The following is a 16910-nucleotide window of genomic DNA, read 5'->3' on the forward strand; positions in this document are numbered from 1 at the left end:
GCATATGGCCATGGATGGCCAGTAACCAGAAAATGCAGGAGCAATTTTCTGCTCATAAGGGGGAACAAGAGCCGCGCTGATGTTTCTGTGGCAAAGGGCTGCTAGCGCCTTGGCGCTCAAAGCGGCAATTCGCTGCCCTTGTTGATATGTTCGTTCAGCAGGGCTGTTGCCGCGTCTAGCTTGTCATCCAGCATCAGATTCACCAACTGCTGATGCTCATCCGCTACCGCTTCGCCGCGGAACGGACGCTTCTTCAGCGCCAGTACCTGGTAGCGCATGAATAATTCCAGCACTGAGCCGTGGTAACGAATCAGCTGACTGGAGCCGCAGTTGGACACTATGGTCATGTGAAAATCGCGGTCGGCTTTTTCCCAGTCGCGCACATGGCTGCTTTCGTCTTCCATCATCAGCTTTTCCATGCAGCTCAGGCGGTAATGCGCACTGATTAGCGCAGATTTCCAGTCCATGCGGTTTTGGCTGTTGGCCATGGACTTCTGCAGCCCGAGGATTTCGAGCTGCACACGCAGCTCGATCAACTCATCCAGATCGGACACAGAAACCGGGTTCACGCGAAAACCTTTCTGGTCTTCGAAGGCAACAAAACCATCGGAAACCAGCCGCATCAGGGTCTCGCGCAGCGTATTCACGCTGACACCGTAACTGGCTCTAAGCTCATTGAGTTTCAATTTCCGGCCGGGGCCCAGCTTGCCGGTGACGATGTCGTTGCGCAGACTATCGTAGGCCGTCTGCCCAACCAGTTTACGATCCACTGCAGTATTCATGTTCGTGCTCACAGATATATGACAATCAGTATTTCACCCGATACTACTCTAAATAAGGGCGGTTTTCCGGTGCAGTTACGCTTTAACTCATCCTGCGCCGCTGAAACCAAGGCCCCCACCCAAGATGGGTTACACCGCCCCAGCTTATGTAGATGTGCGGCAAGACCCACGGGGCAGCTTCTCCCATCCTGCGACTGCGTCATTTCTTCCCTTTAATCCGCAAAGAGCCAAAAAAAGGCCGCGTCAGACGCGGCCTTGCTCTATCAAGAGCTGCACGGAAAACTGCATGACGCAGCCCCGGCCAAAACACACGCCCGCACAGGCGGGCATGCGCGACACAATCATCAGAAATCAGGCGATCAGATCACTCTGGATATCGAATTTCTGTTTAAAGCGCGCCAGCAGCGCCTGGGCATCGGCACGCACGCCGGTAAAGATTTCAAAGGCATCAATGCCCTGGTAAATAAACAGATCAAAGCCCGAGACGATCGCCAGGCCTTTGGCATGCGCCTGCAGCAGAAACTCGGTATCGATAGGCGTATAGACCGCATCAAAGGCCCAGCGCTGTGACCCGATCAGTTCTGCGGCAATGGGCAGGCCGGGCGTTTTGTAATGCCCGACCGGGGTGCAGTTCACCAGACCATCAGCACAGGCGGCAGCTGTTGCAACATTCTCGGGCGCCACGCTTGAAGCCTTGAAGCCGGCGGCGTTCAGCGCCTGGGCAAGGGAGGCTGCGCTGGCGGCATTAAGATCCGCCACCATGACTTCACTGGCTCCCACTTCAAAGAGTCCAAACGCCACCGCACGCCCGACACCGCCTGCGCCTATCAGCAGCACCCGACCTGCGGCCTGTTCGCCCACACGCTGGCGATAGCCACGGATGAAACCGCTGTAATCCGTATTGTGCGCGGCCACTGCACCGCTCAGGTTGAGCGTATTGGTGGAGCCCACCAACCGGGCGCCCTGATAGACCTCCCCCGCATGGGCAACCGCCAGCTGCTTGTAGGGAAAGGTCACATTGGCGCCGCGATAACCCTGTTCACGCAGGCTCGCAAGGGTGGCGACAAAGGCGGCTTCGCTGGCATCCGCCGGTTCGTGCAGCTCATAGCTCACCGGCAGATCGTACATTTCACCCAGCATGATATGCAGGGCGGGTGAGCGGGACTGGGCAATGGATTGTCCGATGAGACCAAGCTTGAGCATTCTTATTCTCCACAGCGGTAACGCATCCGCTGAATCATTCAGGGGCCGCAGAGATCCGGGACAGCGGCAGCATAGTTGCGCTCCATCAACCGAATCCGGTAACGGGAAGCCCCGTCGCCGACTGCGTTTCAAGATGAACAGATAATAGCCACCTAAACCGATAATCGTCAATATGTATGATATTTTCAAAAGTATAGGTTATTTTTGCCAAAAGCCCTGAAACCCGCATCTTTACTGGCCTGACTCACAGATCACAGCCAAACATATCGATAATGGAATATAAAATTAACAAAATATCATTCTTGATAACGACCTGGATATTTAACGACAGACAGCCCTAGCCGAGTGACGGACAGTCCCACGAGCGCCTTGAAATCAAGAACTTGAGCACGGCAGCAGGGTCGAAGGACGCTTACTTCAGGACCGACCTTAAAATATAGGGTATTTTTGATTTGAGCCTACAAACTTGACGATACTCAATACTGTTGTTAGCCTGCATTTCAATCGCAGGGCACGCCCTGATGAGCATGAGTACTCACAACAACAAGTGATCGCGGATGCATACTGACATCCGTCTTTGGAGAGACAAGCATGAAACTTTCAACAAAAAAAATAACACTGGGACTTGCCACCGCCGCCGCCATCTTTGCCCTGCAGACACAGGCTGCTGATATCGAACTGACCCTGGGTCACGTCGATCCCCAGGAATGGACCACCTCCAAAAAAGGCGCCGCCTCCAAGGTCTTCAAGGATCTGGTTGAAGCCGAGTCCGGTGGTCGCATCGCCGTAAACGTATACCCCGCCGGCCAGCTCGGTGGTGAAACCGACCTGCTGCAGTCCGCCCAGGAAGGCACCCTGAGCATGGCCATGGTATCCGGTGCCTATTCCAAGCTCTGCGCTGAAGCCTCGGTACTGGAAATTCCCTACCTGTTCCCGTCTGCTCCCGTCGCCTGGGAAGTGCTGGACGGTGAATTCGGCAAGGCGCTCGGTGAGCACTGCCTGCAGAAAACCGGCCTGCGCACCCTGGCCTACGCCGAAACAGGCTTTCGCAACTTCACCAACTCCAAGCGCCCTATTAGCGAACCCAAGGATCTGGAAGGCCTGAAAATCCGCGTCATGACCACGCCGCTGTACGTCGAGATGGTCAAGGCCCTGGGTGGCGAGCCGACACCTATCGCCTGGCCTGAAGTACCCTCAGCCCTGGCAACCGGCGTCGTTGATGGGCAGGAAAACCCTGTCAGCGTTATTTATGGCAACAAGTTCTACGAAATGCAGAAGTACATCAGCCTGGACGGCCATGTATACGGCACCGACTTCATCCTGATGAACGACGAGCTGCTGCAGAGCCTGAGCCCGCAGGATCAGGCCATAATCAAGCGTGCCGCCAAGGTCGCAGGTCTGGTGGGTCGTGCCATTCAGCAGGTCAACTCCGCTGAAGGCCTGGCGAAACTGGCCGAGAACGGCATGGTAATCACCGTACCCAATGCCGAGCAGATGGCCAAGTTCCAGAGCGCCGCTCAGCCCGCCGTGATCGAATGGCTCAAGGGCGAAATTGATCCAAGCTGGATCAACAAGGCGCAGGATGCGGTAAAAACTGCTTCTTCAAACTAGTCTTTTCCTGCATGCAAACGCCGGAGGCCCTGAGCCTCCGGCGTTTTCACAGCTACCTGTTTTCCGGGATCACAGCTTATGAAGCTCTTCTACAAGAAAGTCCTGTCCTGGCTGACAGGCAGTTCACTCTTTATTGTTTTTGCGGTGGTGCTGGTCAGCAGCATGAGCCGCTACACCCTCAATGCCCCCATTCTCTGGAGCGAGGAAGTCGCCAAGTTCGCCATGATTTACGGCGCCATGTTTGGCAGCATCCTGTGCTACCTCGAAGGAATCCATATCAAGTTCAGTTTTGTGGAAGACAGTGTGCCAGCCTCAGTACGCAGAGTGCTGGCCATCGTGGTCGACCTGGTGTCCCTGGTGGCCGGTGGAGTTCTCGCCTGGTCCGGTTACCTCTTTGTGCTCAAGCGGGGTGCCATCCTGGCGCCTGGAACCGGTTTGCCAATGTACCTGTTTCAGTCCGCCATGATTGCCGGCGGCATCGGCCTGGTACTGGCGGCACTGATCAAGCTGTCTGAACACCGCGCCGGCACCCCGGCCTGACACCACGCACCCACACATCTGAACAAGAGCCGAGGCGTTGCTCGATCACCCATGAACGACGCCCAAGAGAGCGAATAAGACTATGGTTGGATTTCTGATACTGTTCGTACTGCTGGCAATCGGCAGCCCCATCGCCTTTGCGATTCTGCTGGGCGTGTTTGGGCATGTGTCCCAAACGCCGTTTTCCTTTGGTCTGGTCAGCCAGCGCATTTTTTCAGGCCTCGACTCCTTTGCCATTCTGGCCATTCCGCTGTTCGTGCTGGCGGGTGAGCTGATGAACGAGAGTGGCATCACCGGGCGCATCATCACCTTCGCCAATGCCCTGGTTGGCCATATGAAGGCAGGCCTGGCCCAGGTGAATATCTGGGCTTCGGTGATCTTCGCAGGATTGTCGGGCTCCGCCGTCGCGGATACCTCGGCCCTGGGCCGCATTTTTATTCCCACCATGGAAAAGGAAGGCTATCCACGGGACTTTGCCGCCGCGCTGACGGCCGCCTCCTCCGTGATAGGCCCCATGATCCCCCCCAGCATTCCGGTCATTATCTACGCTCTGATTACCACCGGCGTATCGGTACCGGCACTGTTTCTGGCGGGCGTGGCTCCTGGGCTACTGCTGGCCATTGGCCTTTCAATCTATGTGCGATTCTTCGCCGCCCACTATGCACCGCTGCGTAAAAAGCTGTCGAACAAGGAACGCTTCAAGGCCTTTATCGACGCCCTGATACCACTGTTCATGCCGGTCTTTATTGTGGGCTCGATCATTACCGGCGTTGTCACACCGACGGAAGCGGCAGCACTGGCCGCGGGCTATGCCCTGGTGGCCGGCATGTTCGTGCTCAAGAGCCTGAAACTGAGCCAGCTGCCAAGTATCTTCACCCGCGCCATGCGTGACTCGTCGATCATTCTGATCATTATCGCCGTGGTGGCTGCGGCCAACTGGATGCTGACCTTCTCCCGCGTGCCCCAGACCATAAGCAGCTTCGTGCTGGACGAGATTTCGAGTCCCTGGGTGTTCCTGATCGCGGTGAATTTGATTCTGCTGGTTGTAGGCCTGTTCCTTGAGGGCATCGCCGCCATGCTGATTCTGCTGCCGATTCTGCACCCCATCGCCATGAGCCTGGGCATTGACCCGACCCACTTCGGCATAGTCGTGATCTTCAACCTGATGATCGGTCTGGTAACACCGCCCATGGGTATCTGCCTGTTCGTGTCCAACTCCATTGCCAATGTGGGCATGGGGGCTATATCGCGCCGTATCATGCCCATGTTCCTGGTTGAACTGCTGGTGCTGATTCTGATCACCTTTATCCCGCAGACCGTGACCTTTATCCCCAGGCTCTTTGGCTACTGATAATCGGAGAGTTAGAGATGAGCAAGTGTATCTATGTGCTGAACGGCCCGAATCTGAACCTGCTGGGCACACGCCAGCCCGAAGTCTACGGCCATGAAACCCTGGCGGATGTACAGCAGCGCCTGCTTGAGCGGGCAGCGCAGCTGGGGTTTGAGATTGAGTTTTTCCAGAGTAATAGCGAGGGGGACATCATCGACAAGATTCACGAAGCCCGCAGCCGGGCCGATGGAATCATCATTAATCCGGCGGCCTACAGCCACACTTCAGTAGCAATTCTGGATGCGCTGAACACCTTCGAGCAGCCGGTGATAGAGGTGCATATCTCCAATATTCACCGCCGCGAAAGCTTTCGCCACCATTCCTTCGTTTCGGCTCGGGCCGAAGGAGTGATTGCGGGCCTGGGTACCAAGGGCTATCTGCTGGCGCTGGAGCACTTCGTCGACGCCGATCAATAAAGTCCGCTTGCTGTACAGGCCGCTGGGCAACCAGCGGCGCCCCGCTCTACCCTCTTCCTGCATATGTATTAATTGCGTCCACTGGCGATCAGTACACTCTGATCGACGATCACTTCGGCCAGCATAATCACCGTACGCGCCATTTCCCGCGACAAGTTGATCATCAGCAGGCCAAAGTCGTCCGGCGCTTGCAGGTGCAGCTCATAAAACTGATCAGAAGAGATATGTACCAGGGTTACGGGATTCTGCGCCACACTGGTCGACCAGTGATCGTGCAGGCCTATCATGTCGACGAAGCCGAGCTGCTCACCCTGGCGGTAAAGCCGCGTCAGTGCATCCCGGTCGTGATGGTGCATGTAGAGGGCAATGGTGCCCTTAAGAATAACGTAGAAGCCGCCCGCTTTATCGCCCGGGCGGTACAGTACCTCGCCCTGGGCTAATTCGCCCAGTTGCCCATTCTCCAGCAGACTGAGAATAGTGCTGTCCTGCAGCGCACCAAAGGTCGACAGGGCACGGAAGTAATCCGCCCCCCAACGCTGCCACAGATCATTACCGACTAAAGTGCGCATCACTCATGCCCCGCTTTGGAGACCTCCAATATCTCTGTAGGCAGTGCAGCAGGCTAAGAGTTTCCTCCTGACCCGCCCTTGGCAGGCTGCCAGCCACAGGTATTCAGCCGAGAAACTCAGCTCTGGTGCGGGCATTGCTTTTAAAGGTACCCCCCAGTGCCGTGGTCTCGGTCTGGGAGTTGGTATCCATGACCCCGCGGGACTTGACGCAGTAATGAACCGCGCAAATGCTGACAGCGACGTTATCGGTGCCCAGCAACGTCTGCAGCGCCACCAGTATCTGCTGGGTCAGGCGTTCCTGAACCTGCGGGCGCTGGGCAAAGAAACGTACGATACGGTTGATCTTGGACAGCCCGATGATGGTCTGATCCGGGATATAGGCCACCTTGGCCACGCCATCGATCGTCACGAAGTGATGCTCACAGGTGCTGACAACACTAACGTCCCGCACCTTGATCATTTCCTCCACCCGCATCTTGTTCTCGATCAGTGCCATTTTCGGAAAACGGGCATAATCGAGGCCGGCGAATATCTCGTTAACATACATCTTGGCAATGCGATGTGGGGTTTCCGCCAGGCTGTCATCGCTGAGATCCAGCCCCAGCGTGCCGACCACTTCGGTCATCAGGCTTTTGATGCGCTCGTACTTCTGCTCGCTGCTCATGCCATTTTCCAGCAGCGGGGTCTCCAGGCCCCGCGCAATCAGCACTTCGCGAACAATCTTCGCTTCATTGGATATCATTTTTCCATCCTGGGTGTGACGGGAATGCGAGAGTTCCCAAAATCGGATTCCCGTACCTTTTACTTATTATTCGATCAGGCAGTTTTCTGCGTGAAACCTGCACGGTGGTCCAGTGTTAGAACCGCAAGGGACTCTGCCTTGCGATGGTAACGCGATATTAACAATCAGTAGCGCCGCTGAATACTCTATATAAGAAAACCGGATCAGATTGCTCTGATCCGGTTCGATTCCGGTGTTTTAACGGGACTTGAAGTACGTCTGGTCAGATATCCATCAAACTGGCGCCCAGCAGCGCCATTGCACCGAGGGGCGGATTTTTCGTGCTACAAATCAGGATGGAAGTGCTAACTGCGCGCCTTCACGCACACCGGCGGCTGGCCAGCGCTTGGCGTATAGGGGTCGTTTTGCGCTTGGTGTAGAAAGGCACCGCATCGGACTCGAATCTTCTAACGCGGTGCCCAAGTTGCCAAACAAAAAGGGGCTCCCGAAAGAGCCCCTCTGCATTCAGTCACTTACCCTATCAGGAAGGAAACGCGAACTGCGCGCCTTCACGCACACCGGCGGATGGCCAGCGCTGGGTGACGGTCTTGCGACGTGTGTAAAAGCGCACCGCGTCCGGACCGTAAGCTGAAAGGTCACCGAAGAGTGAACGCTTCCAGCCGCCAAAGCTGTGGTAAGCAACAGGTACCGGCAGAGGCACGTTGATACCGACCATGCCCACCAGAATGTTGTCGCTGAAGTAACGTGCAGCTTCACCGTCACGGGTAAAGATGCAGGTACCGTTGCCGTATTCATGGTCGTCGATCAGATCCATCGCCTGCTGCATGGTATCAACTCGCACCACCAGCAACACAGGTCCAAAGATTTCTTCCTGGTAGCAGGTCATGTCCGGGGTCACCCGGTCGATCAGGGTGCCACCGACGAAGAAACCGTTCTCATATCCGCTCACCGTTGGCGTGCGCCCGTCCACGACTATCTCGGCGCCCTGCTCCTGGGCACTGTTGATAAAGCCGACCACTTTTTCCTGGTGCGCCTTGGTGATCACAGGACCAAAGTCATTGCTGCTGTCGCTGAAGGCACCGACCTTGAGGCTCTGCATCTGCACCTTCATCTTGCTGACCAGCGCATCGGCAGCGGCATCACCCACGGCAACGGCAACCGACAGCGCCATGCAGCGCTCGCCGGATGAGCCGAAGGCCGCGCCAGTCAGGGCACTGACGGCGTTGTCCATATCGGCATCAGGCATAACGATGGCGTGGTTCTTGGCACCGCCCAGAGCCTGACAGCGCTTGCCGTTGGCACTGGCCTGGGTATAGATGTACTCGGCGATGGGCGTGGAGCCGACAAAACTTACCGCCTGCACACGCTTGTCCTGTAGCAGGGTGTCCACCGCTTCCTTGTCACCGTTGACCACATTCATAACGCCGGCGGGCAGGCCCGCTTCCATCAGCAGTTCAGCGATGAACAGCGTAGAGGACGGATCACGCTCGGATGGCTTGAGCACGAAGGTATTACCGCAGGCGATGGCCATGGGATACATCCACAGCGGCACCATGGCGGGAAAGTTAAATGGCGTAATGCCAGCCACAACGCCCAGCGGCTGAAACTCGCTCCAGGAATCGATGGCAGGGCCTACATTTTTGCTGTGCTCACCCTTGAGCAGCTCAGGCGCGCCACAGGCATACTCGACGTTCTCGATACCGCGGGACAGCTCGCCCATGGCATCGTGGGAAATTTTGCCGTGCTCTTCACCAATCAGGCGGCAGATTTCTTCGGCATTCTGTTCCAGCAATTCCTTGAAGCGGAACATGATACGGGCGCGCTTTTGTGCCGGCGTGTTGCGCCAGGCCGGGAAGGCCGCCTGGGCCGCGGCTATGGCTTCTTCCACTGTGGCCTTGCTGGCCAGCAGAACCTGCTTGTCGACCGTACCTGTGGACGGGTTGAAAACGTCCTGGCTGCGGCCGGAACCTGTGTGTGCTGTACCGTTGATCAGATGTCCGATAGTTTTCATGCGCTTGCCTCTATAAGTAGTTGTTTAGTCGAGTTCGGCGAAGGCGTCGCCCAGGGCATTGATCACCCGGTCAATTTCTTCGCGCTCGACGATAAAGGGCATCCCCAGCTGGATGGTGTCGCCGCCGTAGCGCACGTAAAAACCTTTTTCCCAGCATTTCATCGCAATTTCATAAGGCCGCCGCGCAGGCTCGCCCGGGTAGGATTCAATCTGCAACGCACCGGCCAGGCCGTAGTTACGGATATCACTGATATAACGCGTGCCTTTAAGGCTGTGCAGCGCGTTTTCAAAGATCGGGCTCATTTCCTTCACCCGATCGATCAGGTTGTCATTCTGCAGTACGTCCAGGGATGCCAGCGCCGCAGCACAGCCCACCGGATGACCGGAGTATGTGTAGCCGTGGGGCAGCTCCATCATGTAGTCCGCCCCACCCTGTTCCATAAAGGTCTCGTAAATCTCGGTCTTGGCAACCACCGCGCCCATGGGGACCGCACCGTTGGTCAACTGCTTGGCGACGTTCATCATGTCCGGCACCACACCAAACTCTTCAGCTCCGGTCATGGAGCCCATGCGGCCAAAGCCGGTGATGACTTCATCAAAGATCAACAGTATGTCGTGCTGATCACAGATTTCCCGCAGGCGTTTCAGGTAGCCCACCGGCGGCGGCAACACACCGGCGGAACCCGCCATAGGTTCGACGATCACCGCCGCTATATTGGAAGCATCGTGCAGCGCGATCAGCTCAAGCAGGTCATCGGCACGTTCGGCGCCTTTTTCCGGCATGCCACGGCTGAACAGGTTCTCTTTCAGCAGGGTATGGGGCAAATGATCGGCATCCACGCCCTGGCCGAAGAGCGCCCGGTTGGCCCCTATGCCACCAACACTGAAACCACCAAAGTTGACGCCGTGATAGCCCTTGGCGCGACCGATGAGCTTGATCTTGCTTGGCTTGCCTTTCTTGCGCCAGTAGGCACGGGCAATCTTCAGCGAGGTATCGGCGCTTTCGGAGCCTGAGCCGGTAAAGAAGACGTAATCCAGCCCTTTGGGCGTCAGTTCACGAATGCGATGGGCCAGCTCGAAAGCCTTGGGGTGGCCATACTGAAACGCCGGTGCATAGTCGAGCTCGCGCAGCTGTTTGGACACTGCCTCGGCGATCTCCGGCCTGTTGTGGCCCGCACCACAGGTCCACAAACCCGACAGACCATCAAAGATACGACGACCATCGGCGGTCTTGTAGTAGGCACCCTCGGCGCCAACGATAATCCGCGGGTCGGCCTTGAACTGACGATTGGCCGTATACGGCATCCAGAACGCATCCAGCTGCTCAGGACTCAGGCCTGCGGTTTTATCGTGCTGCGACTCAGACATGGCATACCCCTTGTTATTCATATGGCGATATTAGTTAGGTGACACTGTATGAATTGAGTGTGCCCAAGCCCTAATGTAAATTAAACCCAAACGTATTAACCTTCACGCAAGTAATTACTTAACTTAAACCTGCGCGTTGTTTTATCCTGAGCTCTGCCCAAGCATTGAGGAATTGTAGTATGAAATCCCGCAAGCCCGTCCTGCCCGGCCAGCTGAGTGATACCGACCTGCGCCTGCTGCGCATCTATCGCAAGGTGGTGGAGTGCGGCGGCTTTTCAGCGGCGGAGGTAGAACTGAATATCAGCCGTGCGGCCATCAGCATCGCCATGAATGATCTTGAAAGCCGCCTGGCGCTAAGGCTGTGCCAGCGCGGGCGCAGCGGCTTTGCCCTGACAGAGGAAGGTGCCGAGGTCTACGAGGCCACACTGCAGCTATTGGCGGCGATCGAAGGTTTCCGCACCCGGGTCAATGGCCTGCACGCCCAGCTCAAGGGGGAGCTGAATATTGGCATCACCGACAACCTTGTCACCATGCCCCAGATGCATATCACCAATGCTCTCAATGCCCTGAAAAAGCGCGGTGACATCCGCATCAATATCCGCATGATCCCGCCCACGGAAATCGAACTTGGGGTACTGGACGGACGTCTGCACACTGGGGTAATCCCGGCGCTGAAAACGCTGCCGGGGCTGCATTACCGCCTGCTGTATGAAGAGGAATCACTGCTCTACTGCAGCCACCAGCACCCGCTTTTCGATGCCGCCAGCATCAGCGTCAAACAGCTGGCCGCCTGCGACGCCGTACTGCCCGCCTACGCTCAGACCGCCCAGGTTAAAACACTGCACGAGCCCCTCAAGGCCGCAGCCTCTGCCACCGACCGCGAAGGCATCGCTTTTCTGATTCTCACCGGCCAATACATTGGTTTTCTGCCAACACACTACGCCGAACGCTGGATACGCGAAGGCCTGATGCGGACACTGAAGCCGACGCAATACCGCTATATCACCCAGTACAGCGCTATTACCCGCAAGGGCGCACCCTCGAATCTGGTGCTGGAAGGCTATCTGGAGGAACTGGATCAGCTGATTCAGGCAGAAGCCGCCCCGGCCTAAGCGGCACTGGTAACGATGACTTTATTGAGCCCCTTGGCCGAAAAAGAACGGCCGCAATCGCGCCCCCAGCCAAACCCCTGGCAGCACAGCCGCAAACCAGAGCCAACCATGCAGGCTGGTGGAGGCAATGCCCGACACCAAAGCGCCTATGGTGCAACCAAAGGCAATGCGCGCACCGTACCCCATCAGCAGGCCACCGAGTATGGCGGCAATGATGGCGCCGAACCGAAGATCCCAGCGCCATGCCCAGCGCCCCGCCGCAAGCGCAGCCCCCAGGGCCCCAAGCACCAGGCCGATATCCATCAGGGACGTCACATCCTGCAGCAGGTCGCCGGACAGGGCTGAAGACTGAAACGGTGCCTGCCAGAAAGGCGTGCTGGCCGGATCCCAGCCCAGCTGCGTGGCGACCTTGGCGCCCCAGAGCGCATAGGCCCAGGTGATACTCCAGGGATGACCTGCCAGCGCCAGGGTCGCCATGTTCAGCACCGCTAGCGCCAGGGCGCCAACCCACAATGGCCAGGCAGCATGGACACGTCTCGCCACGGCGGGACGCAGACCCGCGAGCCACCAGAGTGCCGCGATCAGGATCAGTTGCAACAGCGCCGCCGGCCACCAGCCCAGCACCTGACCCAGCACCACCGCGTTGATGCCTGGCAGACTCTGCCACCAGCCCATCTGCAGACTGGCCATAAAGGAACCGGCACAAAAGGTTGCGATCACTAGCAACATGCGGCCATTGCCGCCACCCAGGCTATAGAGGGTACCGGAGCCACAGCCACCACCGAGCTGCATCCCGGCGCCAAACAGAAAGGCACCCACCGCCACCTGCACTCCGATGGGCGCACCCGAGCCCCCCAACGCCTGCCCGAAGACTTCGCCCATGGATAACAAGGGCGCGAATGCCAGCGTCGTCAGGCCAATAAGGGCGAGCGGCGCGCGAAGCGCGCGGGTATCAAACTCCATTACGAAACGGCGCAGGCTGGCGGTAAAACCGATTTCGGTCAGTACCAGTACCGCACCCATCAGCAGACTGACGCTAAGAAGCGCCAGATGACGTACACCACTGGCACCGAACGCGGCGTAGCCAAAGCCTGCAACCAGCAAAGCCCAGCCCGCCGCCCAGCACAACCTGCCGACCGGCGGTAATTTCAGGACCGGCTTATTCGGTAGCATCACGGGCGATGGCAGCAAAGACGTCGTCCAGCTCCAGCGCCATTTCATCCAGTGCAGGGCTGGCGTAAGGAGCAAAGGTGCTGCTCGGTGTCGCCCAGCTCAGGCTGGTGCTGCCATCGGCGTTTTCGGTCAGATAGAAACGCAGTGGCGCCTCTATACCGGCGGCCATGCTGGCTTCCAGCATTCGCACGGCATAGTCATTGCGATAGACGCCCACCACCAGGTTGCCGGGAATAGTGATCCCGCGTGAGGCCGCGCCCTTGCTGGCACTGGCCTGGGTAACCACCACCATCTTGTTCGCCGTCACCGCCGCCGCCAGGCGCTCGGCCAGCTGCGCAAAGCTCTGGGCGCTGTCGATACGGCGCACCTCATCGGCGGCCTGGGCCTGCAGTGATGACAGGCTGAAGATCATCAGGGCTGCGGCCAGCCGCAGGCTGCGTTGCAGGGTAAAAAGGGAAAGCGATCCGGTACTCATCGGGCAGACTCCATCATTGCAAATCGGGCGCCCAGCCGTGCTGGAGCCTATGGGTGCTCCATCGTGGCTAAGCGCCGCCACAGCCCGCAGCAATTCGGCAGGCGACTGCAAAATTCTAAGCCCCCAGGCTGAGCTGTAGCTGAAAATGCGGACAGAGCGCCCAGCCCCCCTGGCTGTTGAATTGACCCCTAAGGACGGATCATGTTTCAATCACCGAACGCATAATAATAAAAGTTTTATATATGAACAACGATGCCGATCCTTACAGGGTTCCGGGGCTCGCCCGCGGACTGGCCCTGCTGCATGCCTTTGACGGCAGTCCCCGGGGGATGTCGATGGCGGAAATCGCCCGCCGCCTCAAAATCAACAGATCCAGCGTTTTCCGGCTGGTGTATACACTGGAAGCCGATGGCTACCTGCAACGCATCGACAACGGCAGCCGCTATCGTCTTGGTGCCCGGGTGCTCGACCTGGGCTTTCGCTTTCTTTCGGGGCTCAACTTGCTGGAGCCTGCGCGCCCTGTGATGGAGCGCCTGCGGGATGAGACCGGACTCACGGCCCACCTGAGCGTCCGCGATGGTACCGATGTGCTCTATGTTGATCGCTACCGGCCAGCGGGAAGCCGCAGCAGCAACCTCAAGGTCGGTGCCCGCCTTGCCGCCCATGCGACGAGCTCCGGGCAGGTACAGCTGGCGGCCCTGGCGGACGGGCAGGTCCGCAGCCTGTTTCACAACGTAAGGATGCAGGCCTTCACAGACCAGACCCCCACCAGCATCGATGTCCTGCTTGAACGGCTTAGAGACATTCGCCGGCAGCCGGCGGTTCTCAGCTGCGGCCGCTTCGATGCCCGCATCGCCTCCTGCACCGCACCGGTATACGGGAGTCGGGGCCAGGTACTGGCGGCGCTCTCGGTCAGTTGTCCCCTGGGGGCCGTGTCACACTCAAGGCTCGAACAGGAAATACGCAGCCACGTAGTCACCGCGGCACGGGCGCTTTCCCGCTCAATCAGTGGATTTTCCGGCTGAGAACTCAAGGTGCGCTGATAGCGCTGATAGCGCGGGCGGTCCTCGAAAAACGCCCCCGCCGGTCACGGGGGCACAAGGAAGGGCAGGAGTACCTTGCGGTTTAGCCGCTAATTAGAAGTGAACATTCAGCCCCACGGCCAGGTTGTCCTTGTCGGATTCCCTGTAGCTGCCGGCTTCGGCCCAAAAATCCAGCCGCTCGTCATGGGTATACCTGACCTGCGCCAGCACCGCGCGGTCTTCCACCAGGGCACCGGAGGTTGGTGCTTCCCGGTCCTGGTAGGACAGCGCGTATCTGAATTTGCCCCGGATATAGGTACCGGTGATGCCAAAGACATCGAAATCTGCTCCGGTCGCGCCCAGGTCTCGGTTCATTTCATAAACACCGGCCAGGCGGAAGCTGTCCCAGTTATAGTGGGACGCCACACGCCAGCGCTTGCGATCGGTTTCCCCCGAACTGACACCGGGCATTTCCTTGTCGAATACGCTCAGGCCCGCGCCCAGCATGAAACGGTCATTCCTGTAGACGATATCCAGGATCTTCAAGTCATCGTCGGTATCGCTTGCACTCTGCACGCTGGCCAGCACGAACTTGGCATAAAGGTTATTCCACACCGGCGACTTGTACACCAGTCCGTCCTTGCTCCACTTCGCCTGGGTCCACATCCTCGAGCCGTTTGCGACGGCCGATGGCGTGCTGTCCTGGGTGTTGACCTCGAATACATCCACCGGCGCATAGAACTCGTCGTAGGTACCGGATCTGGCGTCACCAATCGCGAACACACCGTAGGGCGTGATAAAGGCGGCGCTGGCATAGCGCACAAAGATGTCATCATCGTCGTCCTTTATCTGGTTCAGTGCGCTGTAGTACAGGCTTTTGCTGCCGTCGCCCTCCGCCAGTGGCGCAAAATCGGCCTCCAGCCGGTATGCCAGCCTGATGCCATCCGCCAGCGCATAGAGGCCGCGCGCCCCCAGAACAGCCCTGGAAATACTGGGCGAGGTATCGCGCTCGTTACCGATAAAGTCAGCCTCATCGAAGTGCACAATCTGACCACTCAACTGGCCGTACAGGGTGGGCGCCGACGGTTGCGCCAGCACAGCAGCAGACGCGCAGGCACTCATCAGGGCAAACCCCAGGGTGGAACATTTCATCGACAGGACCTCGGCTCTTTATTGTTAGTTGTTTGAATATGAAACCTTCATTCAAGGCTGATCCAAGCTAAAAGCTCGCTCGCCTAAAATCAACAATGGTTTTACATGCAAAACATAAAGCCATAATTCCTGTACAACCCCAGCCCTTCAATCGACCACCAGGCGCGCCGCAACACACCTGCAACATGCCAAATAAACATTGTATATAAATTTATATTTAACAATTAGTTAATACAAAAATATGAGTTCTCCCCCTCCCCTGGGCGCTCGCCGGGAAAACATAAGTGCTTGCATGCAGCAACCGAACCTGATAATTCTAATGCAAACTAATTGTTCAAATATGAACAAGCATGGTTACATCCAGCCATACAGCTTCACAGCCGCCAAACGCGAGGAGCCAAGGCGCAAACAGCAACGACTCCACAGGGGCAGGACAAACAGCCACCCCGCGGAGCCCCGCACACTAACAATTAAACGACGGGTCACCGGGTACAAGATGATGAACAGCCTGACAACTGCACTGGAATTTCGAGGCGTCACCAAGGGCTTCAGCCTGCCCAACTCGGCCGACACCCAGGTCGCCATCAATGACGTGAATTTCAATATCAGGCCCGGGGAGTTCGTCGCCATCGTCGGCCCCTCCGGCTGTGGCAAAAGCACCATCCTGAACATGACTGCGGGCCTCTACCAGCCCAGCAGCGGCGAGGTCTATGTCAGCGGCGAGCAGGTCACGCGCCCCAATTCCCACGTGGGTTTCATGCTGCAAAAGGACCTGTTGCTGCCCTGGCGTACCATCGTCGGCAATGTGGAATTCGGTCTGGAGGCCCGCGGCCTTGGCAAAGCCGAGCGGCGAGAGATAGCCCTGCGGGAGCTCAAACGCTGCCAGCTGGAAGGCTTCGCCAATCATTTTCCTTACCAACTGTCCGGTGGCATGCGCCAGCGGGCCGCCCTGGCCCGAACCCTGGCGATCAACCCCGCCATCGTGCTGCTGGATGAACCCTTTTCGGCACTGGACGCCCAGACCAAACTGCTGCTGCAACAGAGCTTTGGCGAGACCATCCAGAGCGCGGGCATCACCACCCTGCTGATCACCCACGACCTGTCGGAAGCCGTGTTCATGGCTGACCGCATCCTGGTACTGAGCGAACGCCCGGCCACCGTGATCGAGGAGCTGATTGTCGAGTTGCCCGAGCGCGGCAATCTGCTGGAAAGGCGCAAGGCGCCGAGGGCGGCCGAGTACATCAGCCACCTGTTTGACTTGCTGAAGCTCGAAACCCGTGGCCTCTAGCAGAAAATTGCTCCTGCATTTTCTGCATACAGGTCATCCCTGACCTTAACCGAGAA

The 16910-nt window shown here is 57.9% G+C and carries 16 protein-coding genes; 7 read left to right on the plus strand and 9 right to left on the minus strand.

From position 1 onward, the window contains the following. Positions 1-116: 116 nt before the first annotated feature. Together MPRO_RS04905 and MPRO_RS04910 are read right to left on the minus strand one after the other, a co-directional pair. Entirely contained in the window at positions 117-782 is a 666-nt protein-coding gene (locus MPRO_RS04905; protein WP_067288141.1) for a GntR family transcriptional regulator, read from the minus strand. A gap of 351 nt (positions 783-1133) precedes the next feature. Beyond that, positions 1134-1985 (minus strand): shikimate dehydrogenase family protein, encoded by an 852-nt coding sequence (locus MPRO_RS04910; RefSeq protein ID WP_067288145.1) that lies wholly within the window; start codon positions 1983-1985, stop codon positions 1134-1136. A gap of 591 nt (positions 1986-2576) precedes the next feature. Between MPRO_RS04910 and MPRO_RS04915 the strand changes: the two genes are divergently transcribed. The 4 genes from MPRO_RS04915 (at position 2577) to aroQ (ending at position 5942) form a co-directional block, all read left to right on the plus strand. After that, on the plus strand, positions 2577-3596 hold the full coding sequence (locus tag MPRO_RS04915; RefSeq protein WP_067288148.1) for a DctP family TRAP transporter solute-binding subunit: 1020 nt from the start codon (positions 2577-2579) through the stop codon (positions 3594-3596). A 78-nt stretch (positions 3597-3674) separates the two neighbouring features. Further along, on the plus strand, positions 3675-4136 hold the full coding sequence (locus MPRO_RS04920) for a TRAP transporter small permease (protein WP_067288151.1): 462 nt from the start codon (positions 3675-3677) through the stop codon (positions 4134-4136). Positions 4137-4218: 82 nt separating this feature from the next. Continuing rightward, a complete protein-coding gene (locus MPRO_RS04925) occupies positions 4219-5487 on the plus strand; it encodes a TRAP transporter large permease (RefSeq protein ID WP_067288154.1) in 1269 nt (422 codons plus the stop codon). A 17-nt stretch (positions 5488-5504) separates the two neighbouring features. Then, complete coding sequence (gene aroQ / locus MPRO_RS04930; protein WP_067288156.1) at positions 5505-5942, plus strand: type II 3-dehydroquinate dehydratase; 438 nt, start codon at positions 5505-5507, stop codon at positions 5940-5942. Between the two features lie 68 nt (positions 5943-6010). On the opposite strand, the gene MPRO_RS04935 is transcribed toward aroQ, so the two are convergent. From MPRO_RS04935 to aptA, 4 genes are all read right to left on the minus strand, one after another. After that, the gene (locus MPRO_RS04935) at positions 6011-6511 is read right to left on the minus strand and encodes a Crp/Fnr family transcriptional regulator (protein WP_067288159.1); all 501 of its coding nucleotides are present in this window, start codon (positions 6509-6511) and stop codon (positions 6011-6013) included. 103 nt (positions 6512-6614) lie between these two features. After that, positions 6615-7253 carry a GTP cyclohydrolase I FolE gene (gene folE, locus MPRO_RS04940; protein WP_067288162.1) on the minus strand — a complete coding sequence of 213 codons (639 nt, stop codon included), beginning with the start codon at positions 7251-7253 and terminating at the stop codon, positions 6615-6617. A gap of 520 nt (positions 7254-7773) precedes the next feature. Beyond that, positions 7774-9264, minus strand: a complete 1491-nt coding sequence (locus MPRO_RS04945; RefSeq protein ID WP_067288165.1) for a CoA-acylating methylmalonate-semialdehyde dehydrogenase — start codon at positions 9262-9264, stop codon at positions 7774-7776. Positions 9265-9288: 24 nt separating this feature from the next. After that, positions 9289-10632 (minus strand): omega-aminotransferase AptA, encoded by a 1344-nt coding sequence (gene aptA / locus MPRO_RS04950; protein WP_067288168.1) that lies wholly within the window; start codon positions 10630-10632, stop codon positions 9289-9291. A 179-nt stretch (positions 10633-10811) separates the two neighbouring features. Between aptA and MPRO_RS04955 the strand changes: the two genes are divergently transcribed. Next, a complete protein-coding gene (locus MPRO_RS04955) occupies positions 10812-11744 on the plus strand; it encodes a LysR family transcriptional regulator (protein ID WP_067288171.1) in 933 nt (310 codons plus the stop codon). A gap of 21 nt (positions 11745-11765) precedes the next feature. Here the strand turns inward: MPRO_RS04955 and MPRO_RS04960 are convergent, their stop codons facing one another. Further along, entirely contained in the window at positions 11766-12917 is a 1152-nt protein-coding gene (locus MPRO_RS04960; RefSeq protein ID WP_067288174.1) for a YeeE/YedE family protein, read from the minus strand. Then, positions 12904-13392 (minus strand): DUF302 domain-containing protein, encoded by a 489-nt coding sequence (locus MPRO_RS04965; RefSeq protein WP_067288176.1) that lies wholly within the window; start codon positions 13390-13392, stop codon positions 12904-12906. Before MPRO_RS04965 ends, MPRO_RS04960 begins: the two co-directional genes overlap by 14 nt. 242 nt (positions 13393-13634) lie before the next feature. Here MPRO_RS04965 and MPRO_RS04970 point away from each other — a divergent pair, with 242 nt between their 5' ends. Next, positions 13635-14417: an IclR family transcriptional regulator gene (locus tag MPRO_RS04970; RefSeq protein WP_067288179.1), complete on the plus strand. Its 783-nt coding sequence runs from the start codon at positions 13635-13637 to the stop codon at positions 14415-14417. Positions 14418-14528: 111 nt separating this feature from the next. Here the strand turns inward: MPRO_RS04970 and MPRO_RS04975 are convergent, their stop codons facing one another. Then, positions 14529-15566, minus strand: coding sequence for a porin (locus MPRO_RS04975; protein ID WP_067288183.1), 1038 nt, complete (start codon positions 15564-15566; stop codon positions 14529-14531). 499 nt (positions 15567-16065) lie between these two features. On the opposite strand from MPRO_RS04975, the gene MPRO_RS04980 reads away from it, so the two are divergent. Beyond that, positions 16066-16854 carry an ABC transporter ATP-binding protein gene (locus tag MPRO_RS04980; protein ID WP_067288266.1) on the plus strand — a complete coding sequence of 263 codons (789 nt, stop codon included), beginning with the start codon at positions 16066-16068 and terminating at the stop codon, positions 16852-16854. Positions 16855-16910: the final 56 nt, after the last annotated feature.

The sequence above is a fragment of the Marinobacterium profundum genome (genome assembly GCF_001528745.1).
In the GTDB taxonomy this organism is placed as follows: domain Bacteria; phylum Pseudomonadota; class Gammaproteobacteria; order Pseudomonadales; family Balneatricaceae; genus Marinobacterium_A; species Marinobacterium_A profundum.